The following is a 24995-nucleotide window of genomic DNA, read 5'->3' on the forward strand; positions in this document are numbered from 1 at the left end:
TCGTGTATGCGACGAATGGCAGGAATGGCGGAGCGAACGGCGACAAATCAGGACAAACGGTTACTCGAACACCTTGAGTTTCAGCTGGAAACTGAGGGCGCCATACAGGCGGTCCTTGTAGGACGGCACGACGGCGATATTCACGCCCACGCGCTGGTATTCATAGCTGATGGTGGGGACCAGGGCCGGAAACCAGCCGCCATCGCGCATCTTCGGATAGCCGCTGAAGCCGCCAACGACGGCGCCGATGCGCAGCGGGCCTACCTTGATCGGCTGGTAGTACACGCCCAGGTAGTTCGAGTAGGCGCGGTCGCTATTGTAGAAACGGCCGGCCGTGACCGACGCGACCGTGGAAAAGCGGTATTCGGCGCCCAGGCCCGGATTGCTGTCGTTCAGGTTCTTGTCGCGCTGAAAGTGATACGAATAAAAGCCCGCGTTGAGCCAGGTTTCGCTCAGCGGCTGATTGTCTATCATGCCCACTGTCTGCGCCTGTACCGTGGATGCCAGTGCCAGCAGCGCCGCGCAGGCGACCTTGCCCAGCAATGACGCGGTGCGCGCCGATGACCATTGTTTCATGCCTGTTCCTTATCCTGTCGCTATGGCGCCGCGATTGCAAACGCTCCAGCGCGCCATGCTATCACTGCTCGTTTGTTCCTTGGAAATTTCATCACGCGCCGGGCACTGCCGCAGGCAGGGCGATGGCCGCCTGCACCATGTGCGTGAGCAGGATTTCGGCCTCTTCGTAATCCTTGCGCGTGAGCTGCTTGCGATCCAGCACCAGGGCCATCTGCGCCGAAAAATCCGCATACGACTGCGTCATGGCCCAGATGGCGAACATCAGGTGCGTGGCGTTGACGGGCGCGATCCGGCCGGCGGTGATCCATGCCTCGAAGACGGCGATATCCTTGCGCAGCAGCGGCACGACCCGGTCGCGTATCTGCGCGCCGTACAGAGGTGCGCCATTGATCACTTCCAGCGCATACACGCGCGAAGCCCATGGCTGTTCGCGCGAAAAACGCAGCTTCGCGCCGATGTACGCGCGCAGCACGTCGCGCGGCTCGTCGTGTTCATTGGCCAGCGATTCCATGCGCGCCAGCCAGTCGTCGAGCACATCGTCGAGCACGCGCTGGTACAGCAGTTGCTTGGACGGGAAGTAATACATCAGGTTTTGCTTCGACAGGCCGGCCCGCTCGGCGATGGTGGCGATCGACGCGCCTTCATAGCCGCTTTCCGCGAATGCGCGCACGGCTTGCTCCAGGATGTCTGCTTCCAGGCGGTCGCGGTTTTGCAGGCGCCGGCCACCGGCATTTTTCACAGGAAGGGCAGGAGATTTTTCGCTGGCCATGGCAGGTTCTTTAGCGTGGGCGTATCGATTGCAGGAAGGCTTGCAGCACGGGGGTATCGGTGTAGGCCACGTTGAAGCGAAACCACACCGTCTCGGGCGCGCGCAGCATGAAAAATTCGTTCGGCGACAGCAGGATGCCGGCCTTCAAGGCCATGTCGGCGATGATCTTGCCATTCCATTCCGGTGTCTGCAGGTCGGGCCAGCCGGCGCTGACGAACATGCCGCCACGCGGTCGCGCCACGGGCGCCATGCCCGTTTGCGCCAGGCAGTCGATGCTGCGCTCGCGGGCCGCCTCGAGCTGCGTCACCAGGCGTTCCACCATGCGCTTGTAGGGCCGCGCGGAGATGGCGTGGTAGACGGCGCGCTCGTTGATTTCCGACGTCGTCAGCCCTGCCAGCATTTTCACGCGCACCAGTTCGGCCACCAGCGGCGGCGAGGCGCAAATCGACCCCACGCGCAGCACGGGCGACAGTGTCTTGGAAAAACTCCCCACGCGGATCACGCGGCGCAAGCCGTCCATCGCCGCCAGTGATGCTTCGCCGCGTGCCGCCAGCTCGCGGTAGATATCGTCTTCCACCAGCCAGAAATCGAACTGCTCGGCCAGCGCCAGCAGACGGTGCGTCTGCGCCTGGCTCAAGGAAGTACCGAGCGGATTTTGCAGTACCGTGTTGACGAACATCAGCTTCGGCTGCGTGCGCGCGGCTTCAACGGCCAGCGCATCGAGATCGAGGCCCGCCTCGCTGCGCGCAATGCCCACGGGGATGCAGCCGTGGTGGCGTATCAGCGACTGCAGATTGCTGTAGCCGGGGTCTTCCACCAGCACCGTGTCGCCCGGCTTGGTCAGGCTGCGCAGGATCAGATCGAAGGCATGCGTGGCGCCATGCGTCAGCAGGACCTGGTCCGGCTCCACCTGGAACAGCTCTTCCGACAGGCTGTTTGCCAGGTGCTGGCGCAGCGAGGGAAAGCCCAGCGGGTGGCCATAGCCGCGCAGCCGGCTGGCGGGGATGCGCATGGCCTGGCGCACGGCATCGAGCACGGTCGCTTCGCCATACATCTCGGGCGGCAGCCAGCCCGCGCCCACGGGCAGGGCATCGGATACGCCCGAATACAGGTCCGGCGTGAGGGCATCGATGGCGGTGGGGCTGGCAAGGGTGTTGGCTATGAGTGCCGCCTGCGGCGAGGCGGCGATATCGTGGCGCGCGACGAAATAGCCGGAGCCGCGCCGCGACGACAGCAAGCCCAGGTTGACCAGGCGGTCATACGATTCGACGACGGTAAAGGTCGATACGCCATTGCAGCGGGCGAACTGGCGCACGGACGGCATGCGCGTGCCGATGCGCAGGGCGCGGCTGCCCACCATGACGCTGATGGCGATGACGATCTGCTCGACGAGGCCGCCCTTTTTCTGGCGGTCGATGTCCAGCACGGGCCAGCCACTGCCTTGCTCGGGGGCATCGTCTGTGCTGTCGCTGTGCTTCACGGTGGCTCCTTATGCTGCCTTGCACAAAACTGTAGTGGTTTTTCGACCTGTACGGTTGGGGTACTTTGCCGTTTGTGTATCTGTGCCATTGGAGATGGCCTGTCTATTATTACATCAGCTTTTTGCCAACTGGTAAATTATTTTACGCTTCGTCAAAAACGATGCTGGCGCCGCGCCAGCCCATCCCAAGGAGAAGATCATGAACGAAACAAGGCCGGAATCGATGTCGGCATTCTGGATGCCGTTTACGAACAACCGCGATTTCAAGGCCAACCCGCGCTTGCTGGTGTCGGCCGAAGGCATGTATTACAAGGACGTCGATGGCAACGCCATCCTCGATGGCACTGCCGGCCTGTGGTGTGTGCCGTGCGGCCATGCGCAGCCGCAGATCGTCGGCGCCATCCGCGAGATGGTGGGCCAGCTCGATTTCGCCCCCACCTTCCAGATGGGCCATCCGGCCGCCTTCGACCTGGCGGAAAAACTGATGGACTACACGGGGCATAAATTTGGCCACGTCTTCTACACGAACTCCGGTTCCGAAGCCGTCGACACGGCGTTAAAAATCGCGCTGGCCTATCACCGCGTGCGCGGCGAGGGCGCACGTACGCGCCTGATCGGCCGCGAACGCGGTTATCACGGCGTGGGCTTCGGCGGCATTTCCGTGGGCGGCATCGGCGGCAACCGCAAGACTTTCGGCCCCTTGCTGCCGGGCGTGGACCACCTGCCGCACACGCACAACCTGGACAAGAACGCCTATACGGTGGGCGAGCCCGAATACGGCACCCACCTGGCCGATGAACTGGAACGCATCGTCGCCCTGCACGACGCCTCGACGATCGCCGCCGTCATCGTCGAGCCGGTGGCCGGCTCCACGGGCGTGCTGATCCCGCCGAAAGGCTATCTGAAACGCTTGCGCGAGCTGTGTACCAAACACGGCATCCTGCTCATCTTCGATGAAGTGATCACGGGTTTCGGCCGCATGACGACGCCGTTCGCCGCCGACTATTTCGACGTCGAGCCGGACCTGATGACGACGGCCAAGGGCCTGACCAACGGCATGGTGCCGATGGGTGCCGTCTTCAGCAAAAAGTATATCCACGACGCCTTCATGGATGCGCCACCGGGCATCGAACTGTTCCACGGCTACACGTATTCCGGCCACCCGCTCGCTTGCGCCGCCTCGCTGGCCACCCTGCAAGTGTTCGAGGAGCAGGACATCCTCGGCCACGCGAAAAACATGCAGGCGTATTGGCAGGATGCCGTGCATTCCCTGAAAGGCTTGCCGCACGTGATCGACCTGCGCAGCATCGGCCTGATCGCCGGCATCGAACTCGATCCCATCGCCGGCAAGCCCGGCACGCGCGCCTTCAACGCCTTCAAGCAGGCCTTCGCCGACGGCGTGCTGATACGCACGACGGGCGACATCATCGCCCTGTCGCCGCCGCTGGTGCTGGAAAAACAGCATGTCGACGAGCTGTTCGGCAAGCTGGCGACCGTGCTGAAAAACCTCGATTAAGGAAGCCCCATGACTGATCTCGATACGATTACCCACTACATCAACGGCGCCAAAGTCGACACGCAAAGTGGCCGCTACGGCGACGTCTACAACCCCGCACTGGGCGTACCCGTGGCCCGCGTGGCCTTGGGTACCGTGGAAGACGTGGATGCGGCCGTGCAGGCCGCCGCCGCCGCCTTTCCCTCCTGGTCGGCCACGCCGCCATTGACGCGCGCGCGCGTGCTGTTTCGCTACCTGCAGCTGTGCCAGCAGCACACGGACGACTTTGCCGCCATGCTCACGCGCGAACATGGCAAGACCTTTGCCGATGCCCAGGGCGAAGTGGCGCGCGGCATCGAGATGGTGGAATTTGCCGTCGGCATCCCGCAATTGTTAAAGGGCGAATTCACGGACCAGATTTCGCGCGGCATCGACGCCTGGTCCATGCGCCAGGCGCTGGGCGTGGTAGCCGGCATCACGCCATTCAACTTCCCTGTGATGGTGCCGATGTGGATGTTTCCGGTGGCGATTGCCTGCGGCAATACCTTCGTCTTGAAACCGTCCGAGCGCGATCCGTCGGCCTCCCTGCTGCACGCCAAATTGCTGAAGGAGGCGGGCTTGCCCGACGGCGTCTTCAACGTGGTGCAGGGCGATAAAGTGACCGTTGATGCCTTGCTCGACCACCCCGTGGTGCAGGCGATCAGCTTTGTCGGCTCGACGCCGATTGCCGAATACATCTATGCGCGCGGCAGCGCCAGCGGCAAGCGCGTGCAGGCGCTGGGCGGCGCGAAGAACCACATGGTGGTGATGCCCGACGCTGACATGGACATGACGGTCGACGCGCTGATCGGCGCGGCCTACGGTTCGGCGGGCGAACGCTGCATGGCTATCTCTGTGGTGGTGGCCGTGGGCGACGCGGGCGACAAGTTGATCGACGCACTGGCAACGCGCACGGCCGCACTGAAAGTGCGCGACGGCATGGAAGATGGTGCGGAAATGGGACCGGTCGTGTCGCTGGCCGCCAAGCAGCGCATCGAAAAACTCATCGCCTCGGGCGTGGAGCAGGGCGCGACTTTGGTGGTCGATGGCCGCAACCATGTGGTGGCGGGCCGCGAGAACGGCTTCTTTGTCGGCGGTACTTTATTTGACCACGTCACGCGCGACATGAGCATCTACAAGGAAGAGATTTTCGGTCCCGTGCTGTGCGTGCTCCGGTGTCCTGACGTGGTGCATGCGGTGGAGCTGATCAACGCCAACGAGTATGGCAACGGCGTGGCCATCTACACGCGCGATGGCGGCGTGGCGCGCGAGTTCGTGCGCCAGATCCAGGTCGGCATGGTGGGCGTCAACATCCCCTTGCCCGTGCCGATGGCCTTCAACAGCTTTGGCGGCTGGAAGCGCAGCATGTTCGGCGACCACCACGCGTATGGACCCGAAGGCGTGCGTTTCTACACGCGCCACAAGGCGGTGATGCAGCGCTGGCCGAACACGGCAAGCGCTGGTGTGGAATTTGCTTTTCCCCAGATGAAGTAAAGGTTTCAAATTACGAGCCGGCCGCACATAACAAGAGGAATACGCGATGATCGAGTCTTTGAACTATTTGCCGCATCCCGCCCTGCCCAACGAGGAACTGGCGGGCCATTTCACCGATCTGGCGCCGCCCCTGACGGCACGCCAGGCGGCCATCGAAAGCGCCCGCTGCCTGTACTGCTACGATGCGCCGTGCAGCCGCATCTGTCCGTCGGAAATCGACGTGGCCAGCTTCATCCGCAACATTCACGACAAGAACATCAACGGCGCCGCCGCCGGCATCCTGAAACAGAATATCCTGGGCGGCAGCTGCGCCCGCGTCTGCCCCACGGAGATCCTGTGCGAGGATGTCTGCGTGCGCAACCACGACGCGGAAGGCCAGCCTGTGAAAATCGGCCTGTTGCAGCGCTACGCCGTCGACCACATGCATTTTGCGGCGCACCCGTTCCAGCGGGCGGCAAGCACGGGCAAGACGATCGCCATCGTCGGCGCGGGCCCGGCCGGCTTGTCGTGCGCGCACCGTCTGGCCATGCTGGGGCACGACGTGGTGATCTTTGAAAAAGAGGACAAGGCGGGCGGCCTGAATGAATACGGCATCGCCAAGTACAAGCTGACGGACGATTTCGCGCAAAAGGAAATCGACTTCCTGCTGGGCATCGGCGGCATCGAGATCCGATGTCGCCAGGTGCTGGGCGAGAACCTGCAGCTGCGCGACCTGCACGCGCAGTACGATGCCGTGTTCCTCGGCCTGGGCCTGGGCGCCAGCCGCAAGCTGGGCCTGACGGGCGAAGATGCGCCGGGTCTCTTGGCCGCCGTCGATTACATCGCCGCGCTGCGCCAGGCCGACGACCTGGCCGCGCTGCCCGTACCGAAACGCGCCATCGTGATTGGCGCCGGCAATACGGCCATCGACATGGCCGTGCAGATCCAGCGCCTGGGCGCCGAGGAAGTCACCCTGGTCTACCGGCGCGGCTTCGACGCCATGACGGCCACCCACCATGAGCAGGACATCGCCAAGGCCAACCAGGTGCGCATGCTGACGTGGGCCCAGCCACAGCAGGTGCTGCTCGATACTGCCGGCAAGGTGGTGGGCATGCGTTTCGAGAAAACGCGGATGCAGGGCACGCGCCTGGCGGGCACGGGCGAAACGTTCGACGTGGCGGCCGACGCCATCTTCAAGGCCATCGGCCAGAGCCTCGACACCGACGTGCTGCACGACCCGATGGCGTCGCTGCTGCAGCGCGAAGGCGACAAGATCGCCGTCGATGCGGGTTTTCGCACGGTGCTGCCGGGGATCTACGCGGGCGGCGACTGCGTGGCGCTGGGACAGGACTTGACGGTGCAGGCCGTCCAGCATGGCAAGCTGGCCGCACTGGCCATCCATTCCGATTTCTTCAATAAAGTGGAGGCTGCATAATGGCTGATCTCAGCATCGAATTTTGCGGCATCAAGGCGCCGAATCCCTTCTGGCTGGCGTCCGCGCCGCCGACCGACAAGGCCTACAACGTGGTGCGCGCCTTCGAGGCGGGGTGGGGCGGCGTGGTGTGGAAAACCCTGGGTGAAGACCCTGCCGCCGTCAACGTCTCGTCGCGCTACTCCGCGCTGTATGGCAAGAACCGCGAAGTGGTGGGTTTCAATAACATTGAACTGATCACCGACCGCTCGCTGGAGATCAACCTGCGCGAAATCACGCAGGTGAAAAAGGACTGGCCCGACCGCGCCATGATCGTCTCGCTGATGCTGCCGTGCGAAGAGCACTACTGGGCCGACATTTTGCCGAAGGTGGAAGCGACAGGAGCGGACGGCATCGAGCTCAATTTCGGCTGCCCGCACGGCATGCCGGAGCGGGGCATGGGCGCGGCCGTGGGCCAGGTGCCCGAGTATGTGCAGATGGTCACCGCCTGGTGCAAGAAGCACAGCAAGTTACCCGTCATCGTCAAGCTCACGCCGAATATCACGGACGTGCGCATGCCGGCGCGCGCGGCCAAGGCGGGCGGCGCCGACGCCGTCTCTCTGATCAATACCATCAACTCGATTACCTCGCTCGACCTGGACCGCATGGTGGCCTTGCCCATCGTGGGCGGCGCCAGCACGCACGGCGGCTATTGCGGGTCTGCCGTCAAGCCGATCGCCCTGAACATGGTGGCGGAAATCGCCCGCGATCCGCAAACGCGCGGCTTGCCCATTTCCGGCATCGGCGGCATCGGCAACTGGCGCGACGCGGCCGAATTCATCGCCCTGGGTGCCGGCTGCGTGCAGGTGTGCACGGCCGCCATGCTGCATGGTTTCCGCATCGTCGACGAGATGAAGGATGGCTTGTCGCGCTGGATGGACGAGAAGGGCTATGCGCGCATCAGCGATTTTTCCGGCAAGGCCGTGGCCAACACGACGGACTGGAAATACCTGGACATGAATTACCAGGTCATCGCGCACATCAACCAGGACGACTGCATCAAATGCGGCAAGTGCTATGTGGCCTGCGAAGACACCTCGCACCAGTCGATTGCGCAACTGATCGACGCCGCCGGCACGCGCACGTATGAAGTGATCAAGGAGGAATGCGTGGGCTGCAACCTGTGCGAAATCACCTGTCCGGTGCAGGGCTGCATCACGATGGTGCCGCAGGCCACGGGCAAGCCATACATGAACTGGACGCAGGATCCCAGGAATCCACGGGCGTTGGCGGAAACGGCGTAGGGCACGTTTTTTGCGTACGTTTATTTTATAAACTGTTGCCTGTCTTTGCAGTAAGCTAGACTGCCGCAGTTTACACAATGCCGTATCCCTGGCGTCATTCAAGATGCCGGCGGCCTAACCGATGGAGAACACCTGTGAACCACGACTATTCAGGCAATACGCAGCTGTGGAATGAAGATCTGGCGCCCACCACGGCAGCGCAGCGCACCTGGCGCTGGTATCACTTTGCCGCGCTGTGGGTGGGCATGGTGATGTGCATTCCCGCCTACACCCTGTCGGCCAGCCTGATCGACAGCGGCATGTCCGGCTACCAGGCCGTGCTCACGGTATTTCTCGCCAACGCCATCGTGCTCCTGCCCATGCTCTTGATCGGCCATGCGGGCACCAAGTACGGCATCCCGTATGCCGTGCTGGCGCGCGCCTCGTTCGGCACCATGGGCGCGCGCCTGCCGGCGCTGATGCGCGCCATCGTCGCCTGCGGCTGGTACGGCATCCAGACCTGGTTCGGCGGCCAGATGATCTACACCCTGATGGGCGTCTTGATGGGGCATGAACTGGGCGGCGAGAAGATCGCGGGCCTGGGCATCAACGGCAGCCAGTTGCTGTGCTTCCTGGCTTTCTGGGCCATCCAGTTCTATTACATCCTGCACGGCATGGAGTCGATCCGCAAGCTCGAAACCTATACGGCACCGCTGAAAATCCTCATCTGCTTCGTGCTGCTGTACTGGGTGCACAGCAAGGCTGGTGGCGTGGGGGCGCTGCTGGACCAGCCATCGCAGTTTATCCCGGGCGGCAAGAAGGCGGGCCAGTTCTGGAGCGTCTTCTGGCCATCGCTGACGGCCATGGTGGGTTTCTGGGCCACCCTGGCACTGAACATTCCCGACTTCACGCGCTTCGCCAAGACGCAGCGCGACCAGGTGATCGGCCAGTCCGTCGGCTTGCCCGTGCCCATGGGATTGCTGGCCATGCTGGCCGTGATCGTCACTGCCGGCTCCGTGGTCATGTACGGCAAGGCCATCTGGGACCCCGTCGACCTGGCCAGCCGCATGACGGGCGCCGCCGTGCTGGTCGCCCTGATCATCCTGCTGATCGACACGGTCAGCGTCAACCTGGCGGCCAACCTGGTGGGCCCGGCGTACGACTTTTCCTCGCTGGCGCCGAAGCAGATTTCCTACAAGATGGGCGGCTACATCACGGCCTTCATCGCCATCGTCATGATGCCGTGGAAAGTGCTCGAATCGACGCAGGGCTATATCTTCACGTGGCTGATCGGCTACTCGGCCTTGCTGGGCCCCATCGCCGGCATCCTCATCGTCGACTATTATTTTGTGCGCAAGACGCAGCTCGACGTCAGGCAGTTGTACCGCGATGACGGCATCTACTCGTATGGCAATGGCTGGAACATGGCGGCGCTGATCGCCTTTGTCATCGCCGTGCTGCCGAATATCCCGGGCTTTCTGAACGCGGCCTTTCCCACGGCGTTTCCCGGCGTGGCCGAAGGCTTTAAAACCATTTATACCTACGCCTGGTTCGTGGGCGTGGCCATCGCCGCAGTCGTCTACGGCGTCATGATGAAGGGCAAGGCGGCAGCACGCGTGCAGCAGGCACCGCAGTCCTGATCTTTTCGAGAAGGAGACAAGATGACTACACTGATACGTGGCGGTACCGTCGTCAACGCCGACCGGGCCTTCCGCGCCGATGTGCTGATCGAGGGCGACACGATTGCCGCCGTCGGCGAAGACTTGCCGGTGCCGGTGGGCGCCACCGTGATCGACGCGGGCGGCCTGTACGTGATGCCGGGCGGGATCGACACCCACACGCACATGAATTTGCCCTTCATGGGCACCGTGACGTCGGACGACTTTTTCACGGGCACGGCGGCGGGACTGGCGGGCGGCACCACCACCATCATGGACTTCGTCATTCCTGCCCCGAAGCAGTCGCTGATCGAGGCGTATCATCAGTGGCGCGCATGGTCGGCCAAGGCGGCCGGCGACTACACCTTCCACGTGGCCATCACCTGGTGGAGCGAGCAGGTTCATGAGGAAATGGGAGTGCTGGTGCGCGAGCATGGCGTAAACAGCTTCAAGCACTTCATGGCCTACAAAAATGCCATCATGGCCGACGATGAAACGCTGGTGAAAAGCTTTACCCGTTCGCTGGAACTTGGGGCATTGCCCACCGTGCATGCGGAAAATGGCGAACTGGTTTTTCAATTGCAGCAAGCCTTGCTGAAAAAGGGGATTACCGGGCCGCAGGCGCACCCCTTGTCGCGTCCTCCCGCTGTGGAGGCGGAGGCGGCCAACCGCGCCATCGCGATCGCCAATGTGCTCAATACCCCCGTGTACATCGTGCACGTCTCGTGTGCCGAGTCGCTCGACGCCATCACGCGGGCGCGCGCCAACGGCCAGCGCGTGTATGGCGAAGCGCTGGCGGGCCACCTGGTGATCGACGACAGCGTCTACCAGAGCGATGATTTCGATTACGTGGCGGGCCACGTCATGAGTCCGCCGTTTCGCGGCAAGCACCATCAATCGGCCTTGTGGCACGGCCTGCAAAGCGGCAACCTGCACACGACGGCCACCGACCACTGCACCTTCTGCGCCGAGCAGAAGGCGGCCGGCAAGGATGATTTCACGCGCATCCCGAACGGCTGCGGCGGCGTCGAGGAACGCATGGCCGTGGTGTGGGATGCTGGCGTCAATTCCGGCATGCTCACGCCCTGCGAATTCGTCAAGGTGTCGTCGACCAATGCGGCGCAGATCTTCAATATGTATCCGCGCAAGGGCGTCATCGCGGCAGGCAGCGATGCCGACATCGTGCTGTGGGACCCGCAGGGCACGCGCACCATTTCCGCCGCCACGCAGTTTGCCAAAGGGGGCTTCAATGTCTTCGAAGGGCGCACCGTGCGCGGCATCCCCCGCACCACGATTGCCGCCGGCAAGGTGGTGTTCCACCAGGGCGAGCTGACGGCCGTCGAAGGGGCAGGGCGCTATATCGAGCGCCCGGCGTTTGCCGCCACCACCGCATGAAGTCAGGAGACAATAATGGATGATCTACGCATCAATGGCGAACGGCTGTGGGCAGCCCTGATGGAACTGGCGCAGATCGGCGCGACAGTAAAGGGCGGCGTCAAGCGCCTGGCCCTGACGGACCTCGACAAACAGGGGCGCGACCTGGTGGTGCGCTGGGGCCGCGAGGCGGGCATGAGCATCACCATCGACCAGATCGGCAATGTCTTCATGCGCCGCGACGGCACCGACAATACCCTGCCGCCCGTGATGACGGGCAGCCATATCGACACGCAGCCCACGGGCGGCAAGTTCGATGGCAATTACGGCGTGCTGGCCGGACTGGAAGTGGTGCGCACCCTGAACGACCTCAATATCAAGACGCGATCGCCCATCGAGGTGGCGTTCTGGACCAACGAGGAAGGCTCGCGCTTCGTGCCCGTGATGATGGGTTCCGGCGTCTTTTGCGGCGCCTTCTCGCTCGAAACCGCGTATGCGGCGAAAGACACGGAAGGTAAAACGGTGGGCGAGGAGCTGGCGCGCATCGGATACAAGGGCGATCAGGTGCCGGGCGACCATCCGATCGGCGCCTATTTCGAAACGCATATCGAGCAGGGGCCCGTGCTGGAAGACGCCGATAAAGTCATTGGCGTGGTGCCTGCCGTGATGGGCCTGTCGTGGTACGACTGCGTGGTGACAGGCATGGAAGCGCATGCTGGCCCCACGCCCATGGGCCTGCGCAAGGATGCGCTGCAGGTGGCCACCGTCATCATGCAGGAAGTCGTCGCCATTGCCAACCGCTACCCGCCGTACGGGCGCGGCACGGTGGGCATGGTGCAGGTGTTCCCGAACAGCCGCAACGTGATCCCCGGCGAAGTCAAGTTCAGCATCGACCTGCGCAATGTGAACGACGAACTGCTCAACACCATGCATGGCGAGATCACGGCCTTCATCGACGCCACGCGCGAAAAAACAGGCTTGGGCATTTCACTGGAAAGGGTGTCCTATTACCCGCCATGTCCGTTCCACCCCGACTGCGTGGGCGCCGTGCGCAATGCTACCGCAAAGCTGGGTTATTCCGTAATGGACGTGGTGTCGGGCGCCGGTCACGACGCCATCTACGCGGCCAGGCTGGCGCCGGCCGGCATGATCTTCGTGCCGTGCAAGGACGGCATCAGCCACAATGAAATCGAGGATGCCAAGTCCGAGCACCTGGCAGCGGGCTGCAATGTGCTGCTGCACGCGATGCTGGAGCGGGCCGTGGCCGTCTAGCTGCGCTGGCGCGGCGGTGCTATGCTGGGCGCCTTGCGATCACAGGCAACCGGCAATGAGCACTCTCCATTTCGATAACGAAGCCAACCCTGCCGCCGCGCATGCGGCGCGCGGCGGCGAGCTGCTGGCCGGTGGCGATGCGGCCGGCGCCGAAACCTGTTTCCAGCAGGCGCTGGTCTTCGACTCCGGGCATGTATTCGCCCTGGCCAACCTGGCCTGGATGCGTGGACAGGAAGGCTTGCTGGCAGAAGCGGAAAGCTATTACCTGCGCGCGCTGGCGCAAGTGCCCGATGACGTGCATCTGCTGCAGAACCTGGGCGCGCTGCTGATGACGATGCGTCGCCCGGTGGAGGCCGAGCGCATCGACCGGCGCGTGCTGGCGCTGGCGCCGGAAATGCCTTCCGCCTGGTCCAACCTGGGCGCGCTGCTGGCCGCCATGCAGCGCGAGACCGAGGCCGAACGCTGCTACCGCCATGCCATCGCACTCGATGGCGACTACGCCAATGCGCGCTACAACTTGTCGTATCTGCTGCTGCGCCAGGGCCGCCTTCTCGAAGGCTGGCAGATGCTCGAAGCGCGGCCGCAGCCGACCATGTTTGGCGCGTATTTTCGCTTTCCCCGCTGGCAGGGCGAGCCGCTTACCGGCCAGTCGCTGCTGATCTGTCCCGAAGCGGGCATGGGCGACATGCTGCAACTGTGCCGCTATGCATCCTGCCTGCGCCAACTGGGCGCGGCGCGCATCTCGCTGCTATGTCATGCGCCGCTCAAGACGCTGCTGCTAGACCTTCCGGAGATAGACGAAGTATTCGCCATCGGCGAGACCGTGCCGGACGACGGCTGGAATTACTGGGCACCGATCCTGAGCCTGCCCGGTCTGTGCGGCACCACCCTGGAGACAATTCCGGCCCAGTTGCCGTATCTGTGGGCGCAGCCGCAGGCCGTCGCGGCGTGGCGTACGCGCCTGCCGGCGGCGCCACTGCGCGTGGGCCTGGCCTGGCGCGGCAGTGCGCAATTTGAAAACGACGATGCGCGTTCGCTGGCCACGCTCGACGTGCTGGCACCGCTGAGCGCGGTGGATGGCGTGCAGTTTGTCAGCCTGCAGAAGGGGGCCGGCGAAAACGACACATCGGCATCACTCGCCCTGGTCGCCGGCGGCGCGGCGCTCGGTGATATGGCCGATACGGCGGCGCTGGTCGCCAACCTGGACCTGGTCATCAGCGTGGATACGGCCGTGGCCCATCTGGCCGGGGCGCTGGGCAAGCCGTGCTGGCTGCTGCTGCCCGACTACCTGCCGGACTGGCGCTGGATGGCCGGGCGCCTCGATACGCCCTGGTATTCCACGATGCGGCTGTTCCGCCAGCCTGCGACAGGTGGCTGGCAACCCTTGATTGGCCATCTTGCGCAGGAACTGGCGCGCTGGCGCCAGGCGCACGGCTAGGTTTTTGGCTGGAAATTCCGCAAGAAATGCAGCAGGGCTTGCGCCGCGATGTCGGCGTCGTCGGCCGTCATGGTTTCCAGCGGATTGTGGCTGATGCCGCCATTGCCGCAGCGCGTAAACAGCATGGCCACGTCGGTGATGGCGGCCATGGCCATGGCGTCGTGGCCGGCGCCCGACAGCAGCGCGTATGGTGCGATGCCGACCGATTCCACGGCTTGCGCCAGCTGCGCCATCAGCCATGGCGCGCACGGCGCGGCACGCGCCGACAGCAGCAGTTCCAGCTGGTAGTCGATCTGGCGCCGCGCGCAGATGGCGGTGATGCCATCGAGGATGTCGTCGACGGCCGCCTGGCGTACCGCGTCGCTGGCCGCGCGGATATCGAGCGACAGGGTGCAGGCGCCGGCGATCACGTTGACGGAACCGTTGGGCACCTGCAGCTGGCCGACGGTGCCCACCAGCGCTTCGCCCTGGCTGCAGCGCTGTTCCACCAGCAGGATGATTTCGGCCGCCGCGCTGGCCGCATCCTTGCGCATGGTCATGGGCGTGGTGCCCGCGTGGCTGGCCACGCCGCCAAGATGGAGCAGGTAGCGCGAGCTGCCGGCAATCGCCGTGACGATGCCCAGCGGCAGGTCACGCTCGAGCAGCACGGGGCCCTGTTCGATATGCACTTCCACATAGCCGAGCAAATCGGCCGGATCGCGCGCGATGGCGCCGATGGCGCTCGCCTCGTGACCGGCGGCGGCCAGCGCGTCGCGCATGCTCACGCCATCCGTGTCGCATTGTTCCAGCAGCGACAAGTCGAACCTGCCCGTGACGGCCGTGCTGCCCAAAAACGTGCTCTTGAAGCGCACACCTTCCTCTTCGGCGAAGCCGACGATCTCGACGTGGAAGGGCAGCTTTTCGCCCCGTTCGTGCAGGTGGCGCACGACGGCGATCGGCAGCACGATGCCCAGCCGGCCGTCGTACTTGCCGCCGTTGCGCACCGTGTCGTAATGCGATCCCGTCATCAGCGTCTTTGCGCCGGGTGCGTCGGACAGATAGCGGCCGACCACATTGCCGACGGCGTCGATGTGCACCTGCATGCCGGCCTCCAGCATCCAGTCGGCCAGCTGCGCGGCCGTTTTCCGGTGCGCCGGCGTCAGGTAGGCGCAGGTCAGGTTGTAATCGCTGTCGCTCCAGCCGGCCAAGGTTTCGGCGTGCTGCATGATGGCCGGGCCGAAGTCCAGGCGCACGTCGAACAGCTCGTTCAGGCGCAGCTCGGCGATACGCTTGATCTGCCGCAGCGATTCGGCCAGTTCATCGGCATGGCGGTTCTTCAGGCGCCGGGCAAAGGTGGCGATGATGTCCTGGCGCGTCAAACCCTCGCCCGTCGGGCCCTTGACGGCCAGGATGAAGGGAAAGCCGAACTTGGTGTTGTACTCGCTGTTGAGGCGCTGCAGGGTGGCAAATTCGTCGGCGCTGCACAGGTTCAGGCCGGACTTGGCCTGTTCGCGCGTCGACTCGGCCGTCAGCTGTCCCGCGACGGCGGCCTTGCCGGCCAGTTCGGGGTGGGCGCGGATGAGTCCCAGTTGTTCTTCGGGCGAGGCCAGGGCCAGCACGCGCTGCAATTCCGTCTTGAGCGCCGTCAGGCTGGCAAACGGCCGCGCGGCAGCTGCGCGCTGGGCGATCCAGGGCGAATGTTCGTAGATGCCATGCAGCTGCGCGATAAAATCGGCCTGGCTGCCGGCGTTCAGGTCTGAAAGGGTGGTCATGGTTTTCCGATCATGCAAGCAGTGATGATAGCGCCCCGTTCCTGCATCCATTATATGCGCGTGCTGATAGCGCCTATCGCTGTACCAGCGCCTTGGCCGCCGCGCTGACCTGGTCGCGCAGCCATTTATGCTCGGGTGCCTGGTGCACGCGCTGGTGCCACAACTGGTAAAAGCGCATCGGCGGGAATTTCAAGGGCACGGTATACGTTTTCAGCGGCAGGGTCTTTTCATAGAAGCGCATGAACTGGCGGCCCGTGGTGAGTACCAGGTCCGTCTGCGTCAGCATGTAGGGGATCAGGCCGAAATACGCCGATTCGACCACCACGTTGCGCTGCAGGTTTTGCCGTTCGAGGAAGGAGTCGATCACGCCGTGGTAGCCCGGCATCATCTGCGACGGCGCCACGTGGGGCAGGCTCAGATAATCGTCGAGCGTCATGGCGTCGCTGGCTGTGCGCCGCGCATAGGCGTTTTCCGCATGCATGGCGCAGACGATGGGATCTTCGAACAGCTTCGAAATGTGCAGATGGGCGGGCGGTTCATCCCAGTTGGCGATGACCAGATCCAGACCCCCGTCGGACAATTGCCGGATATGATCGATGCCCGGTCCCAGGCTGTGCAGCACGACGCGGCTTTTCGGCGAACCGCGGCGCAACTGGGCCACCACATTGGGCAGGAACTGGCTGTCCAGGTAGTCGGGCGCGGCGATATGGAAGGTGCGCGCCTCTTCCTGCGCCACGAACGGCGTCTTCTTGATGAACAGGCTCTCCGTCTGGTCGAGGATGCGCTTGGCCGGATTGAGCAGGCTTTCGCCATGCTGGGTGGGCACCATGCCGCGCGCGCCGCGCACCAGCAGCGGGTCGCCCGTCAGTTCGCGCAGCTTGCGCAAGGAGGCGGAAATCGACGGCTGCGGCTGATTGAGTTTGAGCGCTACGCGCGAGACATTCTTTTCCACCAGCAGCAGGTAGAGGATGCGGATCAGGTGCAGGTCGAGGTGTTGCGGCAGGCTGGACATGTGGCGGCGGCTCTGTTGTATATCGATTTGAATATGTCAAATATACGATATTTTTCATGTGAAGGGCGGTAATTCCGTTTATCTTGTGTAGATTGGCACGAATATGGGTTCGGTCTGACTAGAGGAAATTTATGGAAGTATTTGCCTATCTGATTCCGTACGGCCTGGAGTGGCTGAACCTGATTGTCCGCTGGCTGCACGTCATCACGGGCATCGCCTGGATCGGTGCTTCCTTTTATTTTGTCTGGCTCGACAACTCGATCCGCCCGCCTGCGCCTGGCTCGGATCTGGCGAAGAAGGGCGTCTCTGGAGAGCTGTGGGCCGTGCATGGCGGCGGCTTCTATAACCCGCAAAAATACCTGCTGGCGCCCGCCGAACTGCCGAAGGAGCTGCACTGGTTCAAATGGGAAGCGTATTCCACCTGGTTGTCCGGCTTTGCGCTGCTGACGATTGCCTATTATTTCAATGCCCAGGCCATGATGATCGACAAGGCCGTGGCCGATATCTCCAGCGGGCAGGCCGTCGGCATCGGCATCGCCACCCTCGTCATCGGCTGGACCGTGTACGACCTGCTGTGCCGCTCCAAGCTGGCGCAATATGAACTGTGGTTTGGCGTGACGGTGTTTGCGCTGATCGTCGGCGCCGCGTACGTGCTCACGCATTTGCTCAGCGGGCGCGCCGCCTACATCCACGTGGGTGCCATGATCGGCACCATCATGGTGGCCAATGTGCTGATGCTGATCATCCCCGGCCAGCGCAAGATGGTCGAAGCCATGGCGGCCGGCAAGCTGCCCGACCCCAGGCACGGCCTGAAGGCCAAGCAGCGCAGCGTGCATAACAATTACTTTACCTTGCCGGTGCTGTTCATCATGATCAGCAACCACTACGCGATGACCTACCGCAACGATCACGCCTGGCTGGTGCTGGCGCTGATCATGGCGGCCGGCGTCTTCATCCGCCACTTTTTCAACTTGCGCCACAAGGGCCGGGTCGAGTGGCGCTATCCGGCCATCGGCGTGGCCTTGCTGCTGGCCGTGGCCGTGGCCATCGCGCCGAAAGCGCCCGTGGCGGCCGCGCCTGCGGTGGACCCTGCCGCGCAGTTCCAGCGCGCGCATGCCATCATCGCCCAGCGCTGCGCCACCTGCCATTCGGCCCAGCCCACGCAAGCGGGTTTCGCCACGGCGCCGGCCGGCATGATGCTGGATAATGAAACGCAAATCCGCCAGCACGCGGCGCAAATCTACAAGCAGGCCATCGAGCTGAAAGCCATGCCGATCGGGAACCTGACCAATATGACGGAGGCCGAGCGCAGCGAATTGGGCGCCTGGCTGCAACAGACCATGCAAGGAGCAAAATGACTACGCACGCAGAAAAAATCACGGCCTGGATCGACGCACACTTCGACGAAGAAGTCGCCTTTTTACAGAAGGTGGTGCAGCAGCCGACGGATACGCCGCCCGGCAATAACGCGCCGCATGCGGAGCTGGTGGCGCAGCTGTTGCAGGCATATGGCTGGCAGGCGGAAAAGCATGCGGTACCTGCGGACCAGGTCGAGGCCTATGGCATGCAGAGCATCACCAACCTGATCGTGCGCCGCCCGTATGCCGAGGGCGGGCCGACGGTGGCCCTGAACGCGCATGGCGACGTGGTGCCGCCCGGCGACAACTGGACGTATCCGCCATATGGCGGCCAGATCGACGGCGGCTATATGTATGGCCGCGCGACGGCCGTGTCAAAAGGCGATTTCGCCACCTATGTGTTTGCTGCGCGCGCGCTCGAAGCGCTGGGTATTGCCTTGAAGGGCCAGCTGGAACTGCACTTTACGTATGACGAGGAATTCGGCGGCTTGCTGGGGCCGGGCTGGCTGCTGGAGCAAAATCTGACGAAGCCCGATTTCGTCATCGCAGCCGGTTTCAGCTACGGCATCGTCACGGCGCACAACGCCTGCCTGCAGCTGGAAATCACCGTGCACGGCAAGTCTGGCCACGGTTCCATGCCGGAGACGGGGCATGACGCGCTGCAGGCAGCCAACAAGATCCTCAACGCCATCTACGGCCAGTTGCCGGAGCTGAAAAAGATCAAGTCAAAAGTCGCCGGCATCGATTCGCCCACCATGCTGGTGGGCCGCATCGACGGTGGCACGAATACCAATGTGGTGCCGGGCAAGGTGGTCATGAAGATGGACCGCCGCATGATCCCGGAAGAAGACCCTGTGGCGGTGGAAGCACAGGTGCGCGCGCTGATCGAAGACGCCGTGAGCGGCGAACCTGGCATCCGGGTCGAAATCCGCCGCCTGCTGCTGTCGCACGCGCTGCGGCCCTTGCCCGGTTCCGAGCAGCTGGTCGCCAGCCTGCAGAAAAATGCGCAAGCCATCCTTGGCGAGACGATTCCTGCCGTCGGCACGCCCCTGTATGCGGATGCGCGCCTGTATGGCGAACGGGGTATCCCCGCCGTGCTGTATGGCGCCGGCCCGCGCACGGTGCCCGAGTCGAACGCGAAGAAGGCCGATGAGCGCCTGGCATTGGACGACTTGCGCAAGGCCAGCAAGATCGTCGCCCTGACCCTGCTCGACTTCCTGGCGGAGAAATAGGGAGGGGTACTTTGGCTTACAATGGGGCGGACACTCACACTGTGAAGAAGAACCCCCCATTGATTGAAGAGCCAAATTGAATACCCGTTTTCTCGAAGCGTTTGTCTGGGCTGCGCGGCTGGGCAGTTTCCGCACGGCGGCCGACAAGCTGCATATCACGCAGGCGGCCATTTCCAACCGCATCGCCTCGCTGGAGCAGGACTTCGGCACGCGCTTGTTCGACCGCGACGCGCGTGAAATCCGCCTGACTTTCGCAGGGCGCAACCTGCTCGTGTACGCCGAACGCATGCTGGAACTGTGCCGTGACATGTATGCGGCCAATTCTTCGCCCGCGCAGATCACGGGCGAAGTGCGTATCGGCGTCATCGAAACCATCGTGCATACCTGGCTGATCCCGTTCCTGCAGCGCGTGCAGGAGCGCTATCCGGGCATCGAGATTCAATTGACGTCCGAATCGACGCGCCGCCTGCACGAACAGCTGCAGCAGGGCGAGCTCGATATCGCGCTGCAGACGGACATGCTGACGGGCGACCATATCCGCAGCACGGGCAGCGGCGCCATTGCCATGGGCTGGGCGGGCAGGGCTGCCGATTGGCCCGACACGGGGGCGCCCTTCACGGTGGCGCAACTGGCGCAGCACCCGATCATCACCATGAACCGGGGCTCGCAGCCTCATTCCGCATTGAAGGCGCTGTGCCAGGACGAGGGCGTGCAGTTAGGCAGGGTGCATTGCGTCAGCTCGATCTCCGCCATCGTGCGCCTGGTGAAGGCCGGCTTCGGCATCGCCGTGCTGCCGCTGGCGCCCCTGCGCGAAGAAATCGAGCAGGGCAACATCGCCCTGATTCCCTGCGTCAGCGCCCTGGCACCGCAGCGCATCGTCATCAGCTACAGCGAAGACATCACCACGGAAGCGATCCAGCTGGTGGCCATGCTGGCGTGCGAGGAGGCGGCCAGGTTCACCCTGGGACTGGGCGAGGAATATGGCGCCGGATGATGTCGTGGCGTAGGACGGATTAGCGCCACAGCGCGTAATCCGACAACATTGTTGGCCCGTCCCCAGCGCGACCCACAAGAAAAACTTATCAGTCGCGTTCAGAATAACCCGTTTGCCAAGTGATGGTGTGCCACCTATTCTGGGTTTGCACCCACTTACAACGCAAACGGAACCATCATGACGACGTTCACCACCACCTTGCCCGGCATCCTGTTTGTCTGGACCAGCGCCGACCCCGAACACGAACTCGATTTCAACCGCTGGTATGACCGCGAGCACGTGGAAGAGCGCGTGCGCATTCCCGGTTTTGTCAGCGGCACGCGCTATCAGAGCCTGCGCGGTCCCCGTAAATACCTGGGCCTGTACCGCACTGACTCGCTCGACGCCTTCCAGACGCCAGACTACTTCAAGGCCTTCAGCCAGCAGACGCCATGGTCGGTGACGAATCTGCAGCGCATGCTTGACCCGATGCGCCGCGTCTGTGCCATTGAGGCGGAAACGGGCATGGGCACGGGCGCCTGGCTGGCCGTGCTGCGCCTGGGTGGGCCAGCCATCGGCCAGGATGCACAGGCGGTGGCCGGCCTGGCGGTGCTGGGGACGAAGCTGCGGCAGATCGACGGCGTGATTGCCACGCGCGTGCTGACACCCGACGCGAAGCTGTCCGGGCCCCTGCCGGCGGAGCGGAAGGAGGGCCGCGTGCTCGACCCGATCTTCCTGATCGACGCCTCGTCGGAAAGCGCCGCCGTGGCGGCGGCCAATGCCGCCAGTGCGGCGCTGGGGCTCGACGGCGAACAGGCGGCCATCCTGCAACTGTCCTGGCAGCTGCGCGAGGCCGACCTGCACGCTGCCTGACACGGCCGCGCACATCTTGCCGGCACGGATAACACGAGACACGGGCCACGGCGCAGGGCAAAGCATCCTGCGCCGGGCCTGCAATAAAACTGACGAGAGAGGTAGGCAATGACCACATATACAACGGCAAACGCTGCGCGTCCGACGGCGCAGGCACCGGGCGACAAGTCCAAGACGGGCCGCCTGGCCACGGCCAGCATGGTCGGCACGACCCTGGAATGGTATGACTTCACCGTCTACAACACCATGGCCGCGCTGATCTTCAATCATCTGTTTTTCCCTTCATTCGATCCGCTGACAGGTACCATCCTGGCCTTTTCCACGTATGCGGTCGGTTATATCTCGCGTCCCATCGGCGGCGTTATCTTCGGCCACTTGGGCGACAAGCTGGGACGTCGCTGGGTGCTGGTGGTGACCCTGATGCTGATGGGCGTGACGACGGGCCTGATGGGCCTCTTGCCCACGTATGCCACGGCCGGTATCTGGAGCCCGGTCCTGCTGGTGGCGCTGCGCTTCGTGCAGGGCATCGCGCTCGGTGGCGAATGGGCCGGCGCCGTGCTGATCTCCGTCGAACACGGGGCACCGGACAAGCGTGGCCGCAACGCCTCGTGGACGCAGGTGGGGCCATCTTTCGGCACCCTGCTGGCGACGGGCTGTATCGGCCTGATCACCTATCTGCTGCCGCATGAAGCGTTCATGGACTGGGGCTGGCGCATGCCATTCATCGCCAGCCTGCTGCTGGTGGCCTTCGGCATGTGGATACGCAGCGGCATCGAGGAAACCCCGTTGTTCAAGGAACTCGACCAGCAGGACGCCAAGGCCGAAGCGCCGATCGGCGACGTGCTGCGCATCTACTGGCGCCGTCTGTTGATCGCCGGCGGCGTGCGCATCGGCTCGGACGTGCTGTATGCGCTGGTGGTGGTGTTCACCCTGACCTATGTGACGACCGTGCTGCACCTTTCCTCGACCCTGGCGCTCACCGCCATCATGATCGGCACGGCCTGCAATGCGCTGTCGGTGCCCCTGTTTGGCGCCCTGTCGGACAAGATCGGCCGCCGTCCCGTGTATGCGCTGGGTGCCATCCTGGGCCTGGTGTGGGCGTTTGCCTTCTTCACCTTGTTGGATACGGCCAGCCCTGCCGCCATCGTTGCGGCCGTCGTCGTGGGCCTGGTCATCCACGCCATCATGTACGGCCCGCAGGCGGCTTTCGTCATCGAGCAATTCCCCACCAAGGTGCGCTATGCGGGTTCCTCGCTGGCCTACACTCTGGCCGGCGTGATCGGCGGCGGCTTCGCGCCCCTCGTCATCGCCAGCCTGTACCGCTCGTACAACAGCACCATGGCCGTCTCGCTGTATGTGGCGGCGGCTTTGCTGATCACCGGCGCCGCCGTTTTCGCGGCCAGAGAAACGGGCCGCGGCCCTCTTGAGGAATAACATCATGACGACATTGAGTTTTCAACTGGCAGGCCACGGCCCCGTTACCTTCGACATCGATAATCTCATCATCGCCGGCTGGACGGGCCGCGACGTGGCGATGGTCGAGCACCATATCGCCGAACTGGAAGCCATCGGCGTGGCGCGCCCGAAAAGCGTGCCGACGTTTTACCGCGTGGCGGCGGCGCTGCTGTCCAGCGATGCCGCCATCGAAGTGCCGGGCCGCGATTCCTCGGGAGAGGCCGAGTTCGTGCTGTTTTCCACCGAATACGGCTTGCTGGTGGGGATAGGTTCCGACCACACGGACCGCAAGGTGGAAAGCTATGGCGTGACGGTGTCCAAGCAGATGTGCGGCAAGCCCGTGGGCGATACCCTGTGGCGCTATGCCGACGTGGCCGGCCACTGGGACCAATTGCAGATGCGCTCGTGGCGCGAACGGGCGGGCGTGCCGGCCCTGTACCAGGACGGCCCCGTGACCCGCATGCTGTCGCCGGAAGACCTGATCCTGCGCTACACGGGGCAAGCGACCCTGCCCGTGGGCAGCGCGATGTTCTGCGGCACGCAACCGATCATCGGCGAGATGGGCCATGGCGACGCGTTCGCGCTGGAGCTGTATGATCCAGCCTTGCAGCGCTGCCTGCAGCACCGCTATGCCGTGCAAACCCTGCCCGTGGAAGGATAAGAGAATGACCCAGTTGACCAAGACCATCCGCGAACTGGCTGCCGACCTGGCCGCCGGCCGCATCACCAGTATGGCACTGACACAGCAGATGCTGGCACGCGCCGAGGCGCATCGGGCGCAGGGCGGCTATGCCTATGTCAGCCTCGATGGCGAACAGGCGCTGATGGAAGCGCGGGCCAGCGATGCGGCGCGCGCCGCGGGCATCGTTGCCTCGCCGCTGGCCGGCGTGCCTGTTTCCATCAAGGACCTGTTCGACGTCAGGGGGCAGGTCAGCAGCGCCGCCTCGCTGGCGCTGGCCGACGCGCCGCCCGCCGATGCCGATGCGCTTGCCGTGGCGCGCCTGCGCGCGGCCGGCGCCGTCCTGCTGGGCCGCACCAACATGAGCGAATTTGCATTCTCCGGCCTGGGCTTGAATCCCCATTACGGCACGCCGCGCAATCCGCACGACCACACGCGCGTGGCGGGCGGCTCCACCTCGGGCGGCGCCGTCACGGTGGCCTTGGCGATGGCGGCCGGCGCGCTGGGCACGGACACGGGCGGCTCGATCCGCATCCCTTCCGCGTTTTGCGGCCTGACCGGCTTCAAGCCGACGGCAGCCTCCGTGTCGCTGGCGGGCACGCTGCCGCTGTCGCGCTCCCTCGATTCGGCCGGCCCCATCGCGCACAGCGTCGATTGCTGCGCCATCCTGTATGCGGCCTTGTCCGGCCACGATATTGCCGATGGCGCGCCAGCCCTGAAAGGCTTGCGCTTCGGCTTTACCAGCGATTACGTAGGCGCCAATGTCGAGCCGCAGGTGCAGCAGGCTTTCGGGCGCGCGCTGGACAAATTGCGTGCGGCAGGCGCGCAGGTGGAACAGTTCGATTTCCCGGAATTGCTGGAACTGCCGGGTATCAATGGCGGCGGCGGCCTGGTGGCGGCGGAAGCGTGGCACTGGCACAAGGTGTTACTTGAAAAGAAGGGCGCGCAATACGACCAGCGCGTGGCGGCGCGCATCCGCCGCGGCCAGCAGCAAGGCGCAGCGGACTACATCGATCTGCTCGATGCGCGTGCGCGCCTGATCGCCATCGCGAAGCAGCGTCTGGCGCCATTCGACGCCTGGCTGATGCCCAGCGTGGCGGTTCTGGCGCCGCAGGTCGCGCCGCTGGAAGCGGACGACGCCACCTTCTTTGCCACGAATGGTCTGGTGCTGCGCAACGCCAGCGTGATCAACTTCCTCGACGGCTGCGCGCTGTCGCTGCCGTGCCACGCCGAAGGCGAACTGCCTGTGGGGCTGGGCATTTGCGGCCTGGCCGGCGCCGACGATCAAGTGCTGCAAATCGGCCGCGCCGTGGAGGCGCTGCTGCGGGGGAGTGGAAAAGAATAGTGCCTCAGTGCAGGAAAATGCCGGGTTTGTAATATGATAGCTGGCATTG

The 24995-nt window shown here is 64.0% G+C and carries 20 protein-coding genes; 15 read left to right on the forward strand and 5 right to left on the reverse strand.

What is annotated here, in order from left to right:
* Nucleotides 1-60: 60 nt before the first annotated feature.
* From FJQ89_RS23040 to FJQ89_RS23050, 3 genes are all read right to left on the reverse strand, one after another.
* Nucleotides 61-576 (reverse strand): hypothetical protein, encoded by a 516-nt coding sequence (locus FJQ89_RS23040; protein ID WP_141171851.1) that lies wholly within the window; start codon nucleotides 574-576, stop codon nucleotides 61-63.
* Nucleotides 577-667: 91 nt separating this feature from the next.
* Nucleotides 668-1345 (reverse strand): TetR/AcrR family transcriptional regulator, encoded by a 678-nt coding sequence (locus FJQ89_RS23045; RefSeq protein WP_141171852.1) that lies wholly within the window; start codon nucleotides 1343-1345, stop codon nucleotides 668-670.
* Between the two features lie 10 nt (nucleotides 1346-1355).
* Nucleotides 1356-2825: an aminotransferase-like domain-containing protein gene (locus FJQ89_RS23050; RefSeq protein ID WP_141171853.1), complete on the reverse strand. Its 1470-nt coding sequence runs from the start codon at nucleotides 2823-2825 to the stop codon at nucleotides 1356-1358.
* Between the two features lie 199 nt (nucleotides 2826-3024).
* Between FJQ89_RS23050 and aptA the strand changes: the two genes are divergently transcribed.
* From aptA to FJQ89_RS23090, 8 genes are all read left to right on the forward strand, one after another.
* Nucleotides 3025-4341: an omega-aminotransferase AptA gene (gene aptA, locus FJQ89_RS23055; RefSeq protein WP_141171854.1), complete on the forward strand. Its 1317-nt coding sequence runs from the start codon at nucleotides 3025-3027 to the stop codon at nucleotides 4339-4341.
* Between the two features lie 9 nt (nucleotides 4342-4350).
* Nucleotides 4351-5853: a CoA-acylating methylmalonate-semialdehyde dehydrogenase gene (locus FJQ89_RS23060; protein WP_141171855.1), complete on the forward strand. Its 1503-nt coding sequence runs from the start codon at nucleotides 4351-4353 to the stop codon at nucleotides 5851-5853.
* A 46-nt stretch (nucleotides 5854-5899) separates the two neighbouring features.
* The gene (locus FJQ89_RS23065; protein ID WP_141171856.1) at nucleotides 5900-7267 is read left to right on the forward strand and encodes an NAD(P)-dependent oxidoreductase; all 1368 of its coding nucleotides are present in this window, start codon (nucleotides 5900-5902) and stop codon (nucleotides 7265-7267) included.
* Nucleotides 7267-8547 carry an NAD-dependent dihydropyrimidine dehydrogenase subunit PreA gene (gene preA, locus FJQ89_RS23070; protein ID WP_205704523.1) on the forward strand — a complete coding sequence of 427 codons (1281 nt, stop codon included), beginning with the start codon at nucleotides 7267-7269 and terminating at the stop codon, nucleotides 8545-8547. Before FJQ89_RS23065 ends, preA begins: the two co-directional genes overlap by 1 nt.
* Nucleotides 8548-8681: 134 nt before the next feature.
* Nucleotides 8682-10166, forward strand: a complete 1485-nt coding sequence (locus FJQ89_RS23075; protein ID WP_141171858.1) for an NCS1 family nucleobase:cation symporter-1 — start codon at nucleotides 8682-8684, stop codon at nucleotides 10164-10166.
* A gap of 21 nt (nucleotides 10167-10187) precedes the next feature.
* A complete protein-coding gene (hydA, locus tag FJQ89_RS23080) occupies nucleotides 10188-11579 on the forward strand; it encodes a dihydropyrimidinase (protein WP_141171859.1) in 1392 nt (463 codons plus the stop codon).
* Between the two features lie 15 nt (nucleotides 11580-11594).
* On the forward strand, nucleotides 11595-12830 hold the full coding sequence (locus FJQ89_RS23085; RefSeq protein WP_141171860.1) for a Zn-dependent hydrolase: 1236 nt from the start codon (nucleotides 11595-11597) through the stop codon (nucleotides 12828-12830).
* 55 nt (nucleotides 12831-12885) lie between these two features.
* Nucleotides 12886-14268: a glycosyltransferase family 9 protein gene (locus FJQ89_RS23090; RefSeq protein WP_141171861.1), complete on the forward strand. Its 1383-nt coding sequence runs from the start codon at nucleotides 12886-12888 to the stop codon at nucleotides 14266-14268.
* Here FJQ89_RS23090 and FJQ89_RS23095 read toward each other — a convergent pair.
* Nucleotides 14265-16019 carry an allantoate amidohydrolase gene (locus FJQ89_RS23095; protein WP_141171862.1) on the reverse strand — a complete coding sequence of 585 codons (1755 nt, stop codon included), beginning with the start codon at nucleotides 16017-16019 and terminating at the stop codon, nucleotides 14265-14267. The genes FJQ89_RS23090 and FJQ89_RS23095 overlap by 4 nt on opposite strands.
* A 73-nt stretch (nucleotides 16020-16092) precedes the next feature.
* The gene (locus tag FJQ89_RS23100) at nucleotides 16093-17031 is read right to left on the reverse strand and encodes a LysR substrate-binding domain-containing protein (protein ID WP_071079255.1); all 939 of its coding nucleotides are present in this window, start codon (nucleotides 17029-17031) and stop codon (nucleotides 16093-16095) included.
* A 131-nt stretch (nucleotides 17032-17162) separates the two neighbouring features.
* Between FJQ89_RS23100 and FJQ89_RS23105 the strand changes: the two genes are divergently transcribed.
* The 7 genes from FJQ89_RS23105 to FJQ89_RS23135 all read left to right on the forward strand — a co-directional run bounded on the left by FJQ89_RS23105 (nucleotide 17163) and on the right by FJQ89_RS23135 (nucleotide 24946).
* Entirely contained in the window at nucleotides 17163-18389 is a 1227-nt protein-coding gene (locus tag FJQ89_RS23105) for a urate hydroxylase PuuD (protein WP_141171863.1), read from the forward strand.
* Nucleotides 18386-19621 (forward strand): M20/M25/M40 family metallo-hydrolase, encoded by a 1236-nt coding sequence (locus tag FJQ89_RS23110; RefSeq protein WP_141171864.1) that lies wholly within the window; start codon nucleotides 18386-18388, stop codon nucleotides 19619-19621. The genes FJQ89_RS23105 and FJQ89_RS23110 overlap by 4 nt, the downstream gene beginning before the upstream one ends.
* A 76-nt stretch (nucleotides 19622-19697) precedes the next feature.
* Complete coding sequence (locus tag FJQ89_RS23115) at nucleotides 19698-20615, forward strand: LysR family transcriptional regulator (protein WP_141171865.1); 918 nt, start codon at nucleotides 19698-19700, stop codon at nucleotides 20613-20615.
* A gap of 177 nt (nucleotides 20616-20792) precedes the next feature.
* On the forward strand, nucleotides 20793-21467 hold the full coding sequence (locus tag FJQ89_RS23120) for a DUF4286 family protein (RefSeq protein ID WP_141171866.1): 675 nt from the start codon (nucleotides 20793-20795) through the stop codon (nucleotides 21465-21467).
* Between the two features lie 108 nt (nucleotides 21468-21575).
* On the forward strand, nucleotides 21576-22901 hold the full coding sequence (locus tag FJQ89_RS23125) for an MFS transporter (protein ID WP_141171867.1): 1326 nt from the start codon (nucleotides 21576-21578) through the stop codon (nucleotides 22899-22901).
* A 4-nt stretch (nucleotides 22902-22905) separates the two neighbouring features.
* The gene (locus tag FJQ89_RS23130) at nucleotides 22906-23583 is read left to right on the forward strand and encodes a DUF2848 domain-containing protein (protein ID WP_141171868.1); all 678 of its coding nucleotides are present in this window, start codon (nucleotides 22906-22908) and stop codon (nucleotides 23581-23583) included.
* A gap of 4 nt (nucleotides 23584-23587) precedes the next feature.
* A complete protein-coding gene (locus FJQ89_RS23135; protein ID WP_141171869.1) occupies nucleotides 23588-24946 on the forward strand; it encodes an amidase in 1359 nt (452 codons plus the stop codon).
* Nucleotides 24947-24995: the final 49 nt, after the last annotated feature.

The sequence above is a fragment of the Janthinobacterium tructae genome, assembly GCF_006517255.1.
In the GTDB taxonomy this organism is placed as follows: Bacteria; Pseudomonadota; Gammaproteobacteria; order Burkholderiales; family Burkholderiaceae_D; genus Janthinobacterium; species Janthinobacterium tructae.

Bases quoted from the DNA above. Each gene is read 5' to 3' on its own strand.
- FJQ89_RS23135 (WP_141171869.1), top strand. From the start codon at position 23,588: ATGACCCAGTTGACCAAGACCATCCGCGAACTGGCTGCCGACCTGGCC.
- FJQ89_RS23095 (WP_141171862.1), bottom strand. From the start codon at position 16,019: ATGACCACCCTTTCAGACCTGAACGCCGGCAGCCAGGCCGATTTTATC.
- FJQ89_RS23120 (WP_141171866.1), top strand. From the start codon at position 20,793: ATGACGACGTTCACCACCACCTTGCCCGGCATCCTGTTTGTCTGGACC.
- FJQ89_RS23090 (WP_141171861.1), top strand. From the start codon at position 12,886: ATGAGCACTCTCCATTTCGATAACGAAGCCAACCCTGCCGCCGCGCAT.
- aptA (WP_141171854.1), top strand. From the start codon at position 3,025: ATGAACGAAACAAGGCCGGAATCGATGTCGGCATTCTGGATGCCGTTT.
- FJQ89_RS23100 (WP_071079255.1), bottom strand. From the start codon at position 17,031: ATGTCCAGCCTGCCGCAACACCTCGACCTGCACCTGATCCGCATCCTC.
- FJQ89_RS23130 (WP_141171868.1), top strand. From the start codon at position 22,906: ATGACGACATTGAGTTTTCAACTGGCAGGCCACGGCCCCGTTACCTTC.
- FJQ89_RS23085 (WP_141171860.1), top strand. From the start codon at position 11,595: ATGGATGATCTACGCATCAATGGCGAACGGCTGTGGGCAGCCCTGATG.
- FJQ89_RS23065 (WP_141171856.1), top strand. From the start codon at position 5,900: ATGATCGAGTCTTTGAACTATTTGCCGCATCCCGCCCTGCCCAACGAG.
- FJQ89_RS23060 (WP_141171855.1), top strand. From the start codon at position 4,351: ATGACTGATCTCGATACGATTACCCACTACATCAACGGCGCCAAAGTC.
- FJQ89_RS23045 (WP_141171852.1), bottom strand. From the start codon at position 1,345: ATGGCCAGCGAAAAATCTCCTGCCCTTCCTGTGAAAAATGCCGGTGGC.
- hydA (WP_141171859.1), top strand. From the start codon at position 10,188: ATGACTACACTGATACGTGGCGGTACCGTCGTCAACGCCGACCGGGCC.
- FJQ89_RS23110 (WP_141171864.1), top strand. From the start codon at position 18,386: ATGACTACGCACGCAGAAAAAATCACGGCCTGGATCGACGCACACTTC.
- FJQ89_RS23125 (WP_141171867.1), top strand. From the start codon at position 21,576: ATGACCACATATACAACGGCAAACGCTGCGCGTCCGACGGCGCAGGCA.
- FJQ89_RS23105 (WP_141171863.1), top strand. From the start codon at position 17,163: ATGGAAGTATTTGCCTATCTGATTCCGTACGGCCTGGAGTGGCTGAAC.
- FJQ89_RS23040 (WP_141171851.1), bottom strand. From the start codon at position 576: ATGAAACAATGGTCATCGGCGCGCACCGCGTCATTGCTGGGCAAGGTC.
- preA (WP_205704523.1), top strand. From the start codon at position 7,267: ATGGCTGATCTCAGCATCGAATTTTGCGGCATCAAGGCGCCGAATCCC.